Source organism: Rickettsia endosymbiont of Ixodes scapularis, assembly GCF_000160735.1.
Lineage (GTDB): Bacteria > Pseudomonadota > Alphaproteobacteria > Rickettsiales > Rickettsiaceae > Rickettsia > Rickettsia tamurae.
In genome coordinates, this window is the sequence record NZ_CM000770.1 from 1,188,491 (window position 1) to 1,201,670 (window position 13,180).

Consider the following 13,180-nt stretch of genomic DNA (forward strand, 5'->3'; position numbering starts at 1 on the left):
TTTAAGTTGGAGTTTTGGGTGATACAGATGTAATGATTTTATTAATTTTATTCCAAGGCAAAACTTCTATGTTTCCTCTTATTTGCTCAGTAGTGCCTGCATATATAATATAACCGTTTGCTTGACCTGCTAAATTGTTCCAATAATTAATTCCTTTGAAAAATTCTTGAATTATAGTTTTACTTGCTTTAATTTCAATTGGAGTTAGCGTATTACTTTCAATTAATATATCAAGCTCATGTCCATGGCTATCCCGCCAAAAATATATACCTTCTTCTTGCCCTTTATTAAGACGATTTTTAAGTATTTCAACTACTATCATATTCTCAAATAAACTTCCTTTAGCATAATATTTTTCTAACTGCTCAATTGATTCGAGTCCAAGTAAAGTGCATGCAAGACCGGTATCATAAAAATATAATTTTTCTTGCTTAACTAAACGTTTATTATAGTTTTTATGATGTGGTTTAACTAAATAGATTATAAAGCTTGTTTGTAATAGAGAAAGCCATGACTTTACCGTGTTATAGCTAACACCGCATTCAGTAGCTATAGATGAGAAATTTACTAATTGTCCTATACGAGTAGCACAGATTTTCAAAAAAGTTTGAAATGTTGAAATGTCGGTAATGTTTTTAAGTTGCCTAACATCTCTTTCGATGTAGGTACGTATATAGTTTCTATACCATATTGTAGGCAATAAGTCTTGAGTGTAAAGTTTAGGGTAAAAACCTTTAAATATAAAATTTAGAGGTTCTCCCGTAACAGGTAATTTACTATTGATTTCGTTATGACTAAGAGGCAGTAAATATACTATAGCTGCTCTACCTGCTAAGGATTGTGAGATACTTTCAAGTAATAAAAAATTCTGTGAGCCTGTTAAAATAAATTGTCCGGCGATTTGGTCGTTATCTACTTTCGTTTGTATATATGAAAATAAGTCAGGACAATATTGTACTTCATCAATAATTGCTCCTTGGCTATAAGTAGATAAAAAACCTCTAGGATCTTTTTTAGCAAATTCTCTTATATCTACATCTTCAAGCGAGACATAAGGTTTATCTGAAAAAATCATTTTTACTAGAGTAGTCTTGCCGGATTGACGAGGCCCTGTAACAGTAACTACCGGGTAATATTTTGCTGAATATTTTATATAATCGGTTATATCACGATCAAACATAATATAATTTATTTAATATTGTACAAATTATAAATCCAATTTCTATTTTGTACAATATTTTTTTGTATTATTCAAATCCAAATCCAGCAAAATATTTATGAAAATATCCGGTATCATATAAGGTCTTAGATCTTCTTGTTTTGGCATATTAATTTCCTTAATAAATTAATTGTTTTCTTAATATACGCGAGTTTCGTATTCAAAAAGTCGCTGTATAGCTGATAAACACTGGGTTACGGGGATCTTGATAATACTGTTTTTGTTATAAAATGTACTTAAAACTGCATAAATTTTTAGTAAATTGTCTTTTTTGACTATAACTATTAAATTGTAAAACTTGTCACACCTCTTACAAACCTTGAAAGGATAAGCATTATAGCATATTCATTAACCATAATTTAGGCATCTTAATACGAAACTCACGTTAATAATCATATTTTTAGATGTTGTGGTTAAATTTAGGGTAAAAAGATGGTTTTGTTTTATACAACCCTTAAAAAGACCTTATTGGCATTATTGTGTGGATACTGAGGCGTCATTGCGAGCAGCCGTAAGCGTTGTTGCGTGGATCGGGAAACGCACTAGGTGTCATCCCGTGGCTTGACCACGGGATCCAAAAAACTACTTAAAATATAGTATTTTTAACTGGATACCGCGATCAAGTCGCGGGATGACAATGAGAATCCGATCCGTGCAACCCCCTCTTCTCTCCTCGCAATGACGATATCAACTACTTCGGAGCAATGCTAATATTTCTTCAATAACTCAAGAGCTTTTGCAAAATCTACTATATATTCTTCTTCTTTTTTTAAGTCTTTGATTTTTAAGCTATTATTCGTCTGCTCTTCGTCACCTATAAAAATAATAAGTTTAGCATTTTCATTAAGAACACGTTGCATTCTTTTAGCTATTTTACCTAGGGGTTCTATGATAGTAGCAATATTTTCTGTTCGCAATTTATCTACAATTTCTAAAGCATAGCAAATATTATTTTCGCCTATAGGTAATACAAATACCGGCTTTACTTCAGATATATTATATTCTCGCATTAAAGCAATTCGCTCGATACCGGCAGCAAAACCGATAGCCGGTACATCATCGTTATTACCCATGATTTTAGCAAGCCCGTCATAACGTCCGCCGGCTAGAATAGTAGATTGTGACCCAAGCTTTTTCGTAGTGAATTCAAAAGCAGTATGACAGTAATAATCAAGTCCTCTAACCAAACGTGGGTTTATAGTATATTCTACGCCTAAAATATCTAGATACTTTATTAACTCCTCAAAATATTCTTTAGACTCATCAGTGTAATATTCAGATAAAACCGGTGCGTTTGCTATTATTTTCTGATCGGTCTCACTTTTAGAATCAAGTATCCGCATTGGATTTTTGGATAACCTTATTTTGCTTTCTTCTGATAATTGATCTTTAAAATCATTTAGATATTCTACTAATTTTTGCTGATAAACGCTCCTTGATTCACTACATCCAAGAGAGTTAAGCTCTAAGGTAGTATCCTGCTCTATTTCGAGTGCTTTTAATATATCAACGGCTAACTTCGAAGTTTCAGCATCAGTAATTGCTCCTTTAGCACCGATATACTCATAATTTAGTTGGTGAAATTGTCTTTGACGCCCTGCTTGCGGTCTATCATAACGAAAAACAGGACCGGTAGAGAAGAACTTTAATTGTAATTTATGTTGTAATCCGTTTGAGATAAGGCTTCTTATAATACCTGCTGTAAATTCAGGTCGTAATGCTACGGAATCATTGCTTTTATCTAAAAAACTATAGATTTCTTTGCTGATTACGTCAGAGCTTTCACCCATCGAGCGGTTAAAGACTTTAGTATACTCCAAAATAGGAGTACTCATTTGCTTATAGCCGTACAATACTCCAACATCTCTTGCTTTGTTAATTATATAGTCGTGAACTTTATAATCATCCGGCAAAAGATCTTTCAGTCCTCGGAGTGGTTGCAGCTTTTCAGTCATTTGCTTAATTTTGTGGTTTTGTATGGATTAACGTCATTGCGAGGAGGCGTTGTTGCATGGACCATTTTATGTCATTCCCGCGAAAGCGGGGCCCCAGTAAAATCTAAAAAAACTTGTTTTTTAGACTTATTTTACCAAATATGTAACTTATATATCAATATTGAAGTTATTTTTTTGGATCCCCGCTTTCGCGGGGATGACATCGAGTAGGTTTTTTGATCCACACAACAATACCTTGCGAGGAAAGGCAAAGCCTCGACGTGGCAATCTCAGGAATTTTTACTACTTCATGAGATTGCCACGCTCCTTTCAGTCGCTCGCAATGACGACTCGGGTATCCATGCAACAACGCCGACTTGACCACGGTATCCAGTTTTTTTATTTTTTCTAGATACCGTGGTCAAGCCACGGTATAACATACGTCCCTAATTTTGCTCTTCTTTCATAAAGAACGATCTTATAATATATAAAACAAATATCGTAATAAACCAATATATTAACGCACAACCTGCCGTTAATATATTAAAGTTTCCTTTATATATTTCATCACCATACATTTGTGTAAGTAATAGATAGATACAAGCAAACAAAATAAACGGTGCAATAACAAATACTATAGGACATTTAAATGCTCTTTGAGCAGTCGGTAATTTTATCCTAAACATCATTACTATTATTGCTACAACAATATAATCAATAAGTGCTCCCATTGAAGTTAATTGCGTTATAATTTCAGTGGGACAAAAACCTCCTAAAAACGCTGCAAGTGCAGAGAATATTATAATCGTAACATATGGACTATCATATTTAGGATGCAATTTTGCAAAACTTTTCGGTAGTAAACCGTCACGTGCGATAGCATAAAAAATACGAGAAGTACCGTAAATATTCATCATCAACACCGTCATCATACCACAAACCGCTCCGGTTGAAACAATTGCTGAACCAATTTTACTATTATTGATAGTTAAGGCATAAGCAAGCGGACGATCATTATTTAGCTGATCAAAAGGAGCTATACCGGTAACTAAGCCTGACATTACCACATATACTAAAGTAGTTAAAACTAGTGATCCTATAATACCGATCATTATATCACGCTTTGGATTTTTACATTCTTCAGCTGCAGTTGCAATTGTTCCAAATCCCGTAAAAGCTAAGAACAAAATAGAAGAACCCATCACGACGCCACCGAAACCGAAAGGCATAAAATTACTCCAATTAGTAGCATCAAAATGCGGAGCAGCTGCCACAACAAAAGCAAATATTGCTGCCATTTTTACAAAAACTAAAATAGCATTTATTTTTTTACTATCTTTAGTACCTAAAAATAAAATAAATCCAATAAATGCCGAAATTAAAAATGCCGGTAAATTTATTACTCCACCATTTGAAGGTACGGTAGTTAAAGCTTTTGGTAAATATACTCCGCCTGCTTCCAATATTCCTTGTATATAACCTGACCAACCGGCAGCTACTATTCCAGCAGATACTCCAAGCTCTAATATTATAACGCTACCGATCATCCAAGCGAATACTTCACCGAATGCAACATAAGAGTAAGTATAAATACTGCCGGAAGTCGGAAGCATAGCAACAAGTTCGGTATAAACAAGTGCGACGAAAATACAGGTAATACCGGCGATCATATAAGATATCATCACTGCAGGTCCTGAAAATTTAGCGGCAATTATACCGGTAACAACGAATACGCCCGTACCAACCATTGCACCAAGACTCAGTAATATTAAATCGAATGCTCCAAGCGTCTTACTAAGACCGCTTGAGCTACCTATCTCTTTTACTGATTCAAAACTTTTCTTCTTAAAAAAACTCATTATTTTCTCCTGTTTTAGTGAGCTTATTTTTTTAATTGTGTCATTGCGAGCGACTAAAAGGAGCGTGGCAATCTCAGGAGGTCTAACTAGATTGCCACGTCGCTTCGCTTTTATCCGATCTCGCAATGACGCAATTACCTCATATCCCTAGTAATCCATCCGCCGCCAAGTACCCTCTCTCCGGCATAAATAACGCATGCTTGTCCAGGGGCGACGGCTTTTTCTTCGGATAAAAATTTTATCTTCATTTTATCATCACCGAGTTTACTTATTTCGGCTAAACGAGGCGGTCTTGTTGAGCGGATTTTAACGGCTACTTCTAGCTTTTCGTTATCTTTAGTCTCATCTGCAAGCCAATTCACGTCTTTAATTATAAACTCCTGCACATGTAATGCAGACTCCGGTCCTACATATACTATATTGTCCTTAGGATCAATCTTTACTACATATAAAGGCTTGTTATAAGCTATACCAAGCCCACGACGTTGCCCTATAGTGTAATTAATTATACCACTATGTTCTCCTAGCTCAAACCCGTTTACGTGAACAATCTTACCGCTTTCGCTGCTACCGGGACGTATTTTATTTATTACGCTCTTATAATTCCCGTCAGGTACGAAGCAAATATCTTGGCTATCCGGCTTATCCGCTACCTCAAGCCCAAATTTACTAGCAAGCTTTCGTGTTTCATCCTTAGTAAGTCCTCCAAGAGGAAAGCTTAAATATTCTAATTGCTCTTTAGTTGTCGTAAATAAAAAATAACTTTGGTCTTTTGCCGGATCAAGCCCTGTATGTAATTCCGCTCCATTATCACCGTTTATTTTTCGTACGTAATGACCGGTAGCAAGCTTATCTGCCCCAAGTTCTCTAGCCGTTTTAATTAGATCCCTAAATTTTACCGATTTATTACATTGCACGCATGGAAGCGGTGTTTCACCTTGTAAATAGCTATCGACGAAATTATCTATTACCGACTCTTTAAATTTGCTCTCATAACCAAGTACGTAATGGGGAATACCTAGCTTATTTGCTACCATTTTAGCATCGTAAATATCCTGACCGGCACAACAGGCATTTTTTTTCCCTACTGCCATACCGTGATCATATAGCTGCAAGGTAATACCTATAACATTATGTCCCTGTTCATGCAGCATTGCGGCAACCGCCGAACTATCAACCCCGCCTGACATTGCGACAACTATAGTAGACTGCTTATCTCCTAAATTAATCATACCAACCTTAAACAAACAGCAAATTATACTAAATTTATAATTAAATTACAACACTATCTTTTAATATATTAAAATGCTATAATTGGTGTTGTCTAATAATTATCGATTTCGTCATTGCGAGCAGGCATTGTTGCGTAGGCCGATAAAATCCACTGTGTCATACCGTGGTCAAGCCACGGTATGACATCGCACGCATTTTTTGATCCACACAACAAGACACATAGCTTAAAAAATTATATGTTATTTAAAATATTATACAAAACAGTTATTACATTAGCTCTAATTTATTTTCTACTGATTATTTTAGAATATGCACGTCAAGGTTTTATTAATGACCTATCATTACAAAAAGTAGATTTATCTATTCAGAATTCTATAAAGGAGCCTATTTATTTAGTTTCTTATGCCGACGGTCCGGAGTATGTTTATCGTAATCAAAATGCAACTACTCATTATGCGATTAATAAAGGTATAGATTTCATATTTAACTATAAGAAAAAGCATATAAATCAAGCATTTATAGAAAAAAATCAAGAAATTTTTAATGAACCTGCAGGAGCGGGGTTATGGCTATGGAAGCCTTATATTATACTTGAAACAATGAAAAATGCACCGGAAGGAGCTATTATAGTATATTTAGATTCAGCATTTGTTATTAAAAAGCATATCAGTAATTTAACAAATCTTTTAGACGATAATGATATATTACTGGTACATGATCGCAATCGTAAAAACGGTAGTTTTGTTAAAGGTGAAACTTTTGCTTTAATGGATTGTCTTACTGACGAATGCAGAAATGACGATCACATTTGGTGTGCCGTTATTATTGTACGTAATACCAAGCTTTCTCGTTCTTTTATTGAAAAATGGCTAAAAAGTTGTGAAGATATTAGAATTCTTTCAGGCAAAGATTATAATATTTACCCTAATTACGATGAATATAAATGGCATCATTCCGACCAATCGGTACTTAGCCTTATATATCACAAAAATCCACAATCGGTTAAAGTAATAGAGTATGAAGAAACAACACCTTCTTTATCTTGGTTTCACCGTAAATATTCAAATAGCTCGCCGTTAAAGCCTTGGTATAGCATATACGGTATAGATCCTATAATTAACTTTAATACTAACGGCAAAGTTTTACCTTCTACTGCTCTTATAAATACTCCGCCGATCGTTATACTTCGTAAATGGGTTATTGAACATCAATGATGGGCTTTGTTGCATGGCTCTTGAAAAACGCTCCGTTGTCACCCCGTGGTCCGGGGTGACAGCTATAGTTCTCTTACTTTAAAGAAACTATAAGATAAAGTAAGTACTTTAATGTCTTGCATTTCAGGATCAAGCTCAAAATCCTTATCTATATAAAATGTAACCGGCATTAAGACTTTTTCGCCGGCTTTTAATAATTGTTCTTCAAAACAAAAACAATGAATTTTTACGAAATATTTTCCTGCTTTATTTGGAGTAACATTATATACGGAAGTACCTATTATATCGTTATCACTTAGATTCTCCGTTTCATAGAACACTAGAGTATTCTGCCCCGGAACAATTTGCACTCTTTGCTGCCTTGGGATAAAACGCCAAGGCAAATCTTTATCAACATTAGCATCGAACTCGATAATTATAGGTTTAGTGCCTTTTACCTTAGAATATACACTCACCGTTTCTTTTGCAGTAGTGCCGCCATATCCTGTAACTTTACAAAATAAATTATAGATAGGTACGGAAGCAAAGCTTAGTAACACCATGCTAATTATTAATCCCAGCAAGGAAAAAGCTAAATTTTTATTGGATTTTTTAGACATTATTTGATTTTATTTAAAAATACTCTAGAAAAAGTTTATTTTAGATCATATATGTGTTAGTATAAAGAAAAATAGTTTTTAAGGTTAGTATGACTAATAATATTAATGCATTAGCAATTTCTAGCGAATCAGGATTTTATAGCTACTTACAGAAAATCAATAAAATTCCTTCACTTACGCAAGAAGAAGAATTTTTATTAGCGAAATCCTATTTAGAAGAGAATGATTTACAAGCTGCACATAAATTAGTAACGAGCCATCTTAAGCTTGTTGCAAAAATTGCAAGCGGCTATAGGACTTACGGTCTTCCTATTACCGAATTGGTTTCAGAAGGTAATATAGGTTTAATGCAGGCAGTAAAAAAATTCAATCCCGAACTTGGTTTCCGCCTATCAACATATGCGATGTGGTGGATTAAAGCAGCCATACAAGAATATATATTAAAATCTTGGTCATTAGTAAAGATGGGAACAACGGCCGCACAAAAAAAATTATTTTTTAGTCTTAATAAAGTTAAGCATAAAATTACTAATTTATACTCAAGGGCTATTACTACCGATGATTTTGCACAAATAGCAGATGAGCTAGGCGTTTCGATTAATGAAGTTTCCGAAATGAATACTAGAATTTCAGGTCCTGATTTATCGTTAAATAACTCTATAAATAGTGACGATGCAGAATCCGGAGAGTTAATAGAACTACTACCGGAAACACGCCCTACTCCCGAAGCTATGGCTATTAATAAGCAAAATTCTACCAGTAAAAGGAAGTTACTATCAAATGCTATGAAGATTTTAAACGATAGGGAACTTCGTATTTTAACAGAGCGTAAATTAACAGATACTCCTAAAACTCTAGATATTCTAAGCAGTGAGTATAATATTTCTAAGGAACGTATTAGACAAATAGAAAATACGGCTTTTGAAAAAATAAAGAAGTTTATTTTAAACCATAGTAGAGAAGTAGCTTAACTTCATTCCTGCAGAGGTATGACCTTGTTGCACAACTCGTTTATGTCATTCCCGCGAAAGCGGGAATCCAGTAAAAAAATGATAAAAATAAAGAAAATTATATGAAAATTTAGTATATAATTTGCTTAAAAAACTGGATTCCTGCTTTCGTAGGAATGACATTAGTTCAGCACACCTGACCATTCCGGATCAGAAGCATCTGTCGGTGTTATAATTTCTCTTTCATTATGACCTGTTAGATCAATTACAAAAATTTTATTCTTTCCTGGAGCTTTAGCTCTTGAAGGCCAACCTTTAGCAAACATAATAACTCGTCCGTTAGGCGACCAACAAGGGCTTTCGACTAAATACCCGCTTGTTATTATCCTTTCGCTATTCTCATCATCTTGGGGGCATGCTTTCATAATTCCGATATTAAAAGTTTTTCCTCCGTCTCCTCTAGTAATCTTAGTAAATGCTATATAATCTCCTCTAGGCGACCAGCTAGGAGCAGTGTAAGAACCTCCACCAAAACTAATACGCTGAACGTCACTTCCGTCTGAATTCATGATATATAATTGAGGTACACCGTTTCTATCGGAATTATACACAATTTTTTTACCGTCCGGTGAATAGCTAGGAGAGGTATTAATACCAAATCCGTCAGTTAATTTATGAAGCCGTTTAGTAGCAAGGTCGATTTCATAGATATGCGTCGAGCCGTTTTTAGCTATCGACATTACAGCTTTTCTACCGTCCGGTGAGAATCTAGGAGCAAAAGATATACCGGAAAAATCACCTACTACATTTTCTTTGCCTGTTTTTAAATCTTTTTCATAAACAAGTGCTCTTCTTTTGGTAGCATATGAAACATAAAAAATCTTATCCGCCGAACGAGCAAATCTTGGGGTTAAGACTAATGACTTTCCATTGGTAAGGTATTTATTATTAGCCCCGTCATAATCCATCAAAGCAATTCTTTTTATTTTCGGTAAAGAACTGCTTTCTGATACATACACTATTTTGGTATCAAAATAACCGGCATCACCGGTAATTTTTTCATAAATTTTATCGGCAATTTTATGTGCCGCTCTTCTCCATAAGGTTTCAGGTACTTCAAGAATTTCACCGGCGAGCTGTTTTTCAAGCAATGTATCCCATAATATAAAGCTAATTTTAAGTTTACCGCTTTCTAGTTTCTTAACTTCACCATTTACTAAAAGACTAGCATTAATTTGACGCCATGCAGCAAAAAGCGGTTTATATTCTATTCCTGTCTTCTCTTCTATAAAAGATGCAGAGGAAATAGGACGGAATAATCCCGAAAGCTTTAAATCATTAGAGATAACTTTAACCACATCGTGACCTACTACGTTATCAGTAGAACTATCAGCATTAAATTTATTTACTGCTATAGGCGTAGGGTCGGCTCGCCCATGCTCAATATTTATTGTTTCAAGTGCATAGCCGGTAAAGCTAAATAATAGTGATAATATAAAATATATAATATTTCTCACTCAAAATACTCCTTTTTATCAAATTCCGTCAGCACGGTGTCATCCCGCGACTTGATCGCGGGATCCAGCTTGCAACACTATTATAAGTTATTTTTTTGGATACTGCGATCAAGTCGCAGTATGACATTAAAGGTTACTAGATTCCTGCTTTCGCAGGAATGACATCCACTACCCAAAAATCTTCATTAATTCTTCCCATTCTCTTTTAGTCATGCCGCTAGTTTCATGGGTAACTTTTTCACCTTTTATCATTCTTTTAATTACATCTAAACCTTTACGTGAAATATTCGCTCCCTGCAAACGATATTCCTCAAAAGCTTCGTAAGTAAAAGGTACCCAAGCTTTAACTATCTCAAGCATTTTTTCGGCATAAACTCTAATTTCATATTGTGCGTGAGGGGCGGCACGCAACCTTAAGAAATGAAGTAAATTATGTAAATTAATCTTCCAATACCATTCCGTATAATAATTTAAAGTTAAATTCATACGAGCAAGCTCTCTTGCTATCCCTGTGGCGTTCTCATCTATAATATTACCTTCTTCATCGGCATTCATCAGTTCCTTATAATGCCCGTAGCACTGTCTAGCATCTTCCTCTAAAATTGCAAGGACCTTTTCAGCCACTTCTTTCGGTAAGCTATCCCCTTCCCTACATTGTTTATTTACGGCAGATTGGGAAGCAATATTTGCCGGTTCGGGTAAATAAAATTCGTTGCCTAAAATAGAATACCTTGCCGAATATTCGTTAACGCTAGCTGTTCTATGCCTAATCCATTGCCGTGCAATAAATATCGGTAGTTTAATATGGAACTTGATGTCACACATCTCAAAAGGAGTGGTATGATAATGACGAAGCAAGTAGTTTATCAGCCCTTTATCTTGGTTTAATTGCTTCGTACCCTTACCGTAAGAAACACGAGCTGCTTGTACTATAGCACTATCATCCCCCATATAGTCGATAACTCTAATAAAGCCGTGATCTAACACTTTTATAGGCTCATATAAGATTTCTTCAAGTGCCGGAACTGTTACTCTTTTTGTGGTGTTGTGCATTCTATTTATCCTTTATGTTTTTCTTTAAATTAACCTTTCCGATGTCATTCCCGCTTGGTATTGTTGCGTGGATCAATTTCACCTATGTCATGCCGTGGCTTGACCACGGGATCCAGTTAAAAATGCTAAAATTATTAGTATTTATTTATTGTTTTTCTGGATACCGTGGACAAGCCCACGGCATGACATTTCATGACAAATAACTATATAAATTTTTACCGTTTCTTTTTAGCCATAATTTTGCCGGTTGGTATTCAGGATATATATCCTCAACTAACTGCCAAAAATTTTTGCTATGGTTCATTTCTTTTAAATGTGCCATTTCATGAGCTACTAAATATTTTAGTACTTCAAAGGGGGCAAAAACTACCCACCAATTAAAAGCAAGATTCCCTTTGCTACAACAACTCCCCCAACGGCTAACATTTTCCATTATTCTAATATTAGAATAAGTCAAATTATGTTTTTTGGATATATTCTCTACTATTATTTTTATTTCTGCTAATAATTTCTTTTTAAGGAATACTTCTATACTAAGTTTTTTTAGTACCTTACTGCAATACACTTCTAACTTAGAATCATTTAGTTTTATCTGATTTTTAGACGAATCAATATGTATTATTTCATAAGATTTACCCAAAATAGAAATCTTATCTTCATCCTTTGGTATCTCAGTTACATTACGACGTAATTTTTGCCTAACCCAATATTCTTTACTTAATAAAAAATTATGACCTTTTTCGACTTTTACCTTAAGAGGTAATACAAGCTCTGCACCTTTAGACGTAATTCGGATGGCTATATTTTTAGCTTTGCTACTCCTCCTTACTATAACATTTTGAGGTTCGCCGTATTTGGTAAGAGTAATAAAATCTTCCATTTAAAATTCTATATATTTGCTTGGATCAACCGCTATTTTGTTTTTACGCATAGCAAAATATAACTTATGTTCTACATGTCCGATAACACTATTTTTAGCAATTTTATCACCTTTTTTAAGTAACAAATCGTCTAAACTCGCATATGCTACTTCCAAATCATCTTTATCTAACTTAACTATTACTAAATTACCGAATTGTTTATTAAAGCCTGAATATATTACCGTTCCTGCAGCAATAGATTTAACTTCGCTATATTCTTTAGCGGCAATATCTATCCCTTTACTTTTACCGGCTCTAAACTCGGTAATAATTATCCCATTTAACGGTTTTACAAAATTTAATTGTTCTATCGCTTCTTCATCTTCATCTTCATTCCGAAATATAGGAATCTCAATATTATCATTATCATCTTCCATAATTTTTGCCTTTGGTTCTTCGAGTCTACCGCTAACTTTTTCTGATACGGGATCGTCTTCCATAGTTCTTTGAACTATCAACCCCTCGTCGTGTTCTAGTTCGGTAGAATTATTATTTGCAGTAACATCTCCTACTTTATACTCAATTGGAGCCGGTGGCTGATCAACACAAGAAACTAAACAAAAACATATAACGATACTAAGTGCAACAGGATATTTCATATATTTAACAAAACTATTATTTACATTAGAAAACAAATCTTACATAGTATATAATTTTTATCATTATTTTCCATCAAAAAATT

11 protein-coding genes are annotated in these 13,180 nt (G+C 34.5%); 2 read left to right on the top strand and 9 right to left on the bottom strand.

The features are described 5' to 3' along the window. Position 1: 1 nt before the first annotated feature. The 4 genes from REIS_RS06045 to mnmA all read right to left on the bottom strand — a co-directional run bounded on the left by REIS_RS06045 (position 2) and on the right by mnmA (position 6,244). Positions 2-1,180, bottom strand: a complete 1,179-nt coding sequence (locus REIS_RS06045) for an ATP-binding protein (protein ID WP_008580364.1) — start codon at positions 1,178-1,180, stop codon at positions 2-4. Between the two features lie 746 nt (positions 1,181-1,926). Continuing rightward, a complete protein-coding gene (gene hisS, locus REIS_RS06050) occupies positions 1,927-3,174 on the bottom strand; it encodes a histidine--tRNA ligase (protein WP_008580365.1) in 1,248 nt (415 codons plus the stop codon). 425 nt (positions 3,175-3,599) lie between these two features. After that, on the bottom strand, positions 3,600-5,012 hold the full coding sequence (locus REIS_RS06055; RefSeq protein WP_008580367.1) for an amino acid permease: 1,413 nt from the start codon (positions 5,010-5,012) through the stop codon (positions 3,600-3,602). Positions 5,013-5,146: 134 nt separating this feature from the next. Further along, positions 5,147-6,244, bottom strand: a complete 1,098-nt coding sequence (mnmA, locus tag REIS_RS06060; protein WP_037213788.1) for a tRNA 2-thiouridine(34) synthase MnmA — start codon at positions 6,242-6,244, stop codon at positions 5,147-5,149. 237 nt (positions 6,245-6,481) lie between these two features. Between mnmA and REIS_RS06065 the strand changes: the two genes are divergently transcribed. Then, positions 6,482-7,459, top strand: a complete 978-nt coding sequence (locus REIS_RS06065) for a hypothetical protein (RefSeq protein WP_008580369.1) — start codon at positions 6,482-6,484, stop codon at positions 7,457-7,459. 62 nt (positions 7,460-7,521) lie between these two features. On the opposite strand, the gene REIS_RS06070 is transcribed toward REIS_RS06065, so the two are convergent. Continuing rightward, positions 7,522-8,058 carry a cytochrome c oxidase assembly protein gene (locus tag REIS_RS06070; protein WP_008580370.1) on the bottom strand — a complete coding sequence of 179 codons (537 nt, stop codon included), beginning with the start codon at positions 8,056-8,058 and terminating at the stop codon, positions 7,522-7,524. Positions 8,059-8,147: 89 nt separating this feature from the next. Here REIS_RS06070 and rpoH point away from each other — a divergent pair, with 89 nt between their 5' ends. Then, entirely contained in the window at positions 8,148-9,029 is an 882-nt protein-coding gene (gene rpoH / locus REIS_RS06075) for an RNA polymerase sigma factor RpoH (protein ID WP_008580372.1), read from the top strand. A 161-nt stretch (positions 9,030-9,190) separates the two neighbouring features. Here rpoH and tolB read toward each other — a convergent pair whose 3' ends face one another. From tolB to REIS_RS06100, 4 genes are all read right to left on the bottom strand, one after another. After that, positions 9,191-10,525, bottom strand: a complete 1,335-nt coding sequence (gene tolB, locus REIS_RS06080; protein WP_008580373.1) for a Tol-Pal system beta propeller repeat protein TolB — start codon at positions 10,523-10,525, stop codon at positions 9,191-9,193. A 168-nt stretch (positions 10,526-10,693) separates the two neighbouring features. After that, positions 10,694-11,578, bottom strand: a complete 885-nt coding sequence (thyX, locus tag REIS_RS06085; protein WP_008580374.1) for an FAD-dependent thymidylate synthase — start codon at positions 11,576-11,578, stop codon at positions 10,694-10,696. 190 nt (positions 11,579-11,768) lie between these two features. Further along, positions 11,769-12,458: a M48 family metallopeptidase gene (locus REIS_RS06095; protein WP_008580375.1), complete on the bottom strand. Its 690-nt coding sequence runs from the start codon at positions 12,456-12,458 to the stop codon at positions 11,769-11,771. Further along, positions 12,459-13,133, bottom strand: a complete 675-nt coding sequence (locus tag REIS_RS06100) for a murein hydrolase activator EnvC family protein (RefSeq protein WP_037213786.1) — start codon at positions 13,131-13,133, stop codon at positions 12,459-12,461. Positions 13,134-13,180 lie beyond the last annotated feature (47 nt).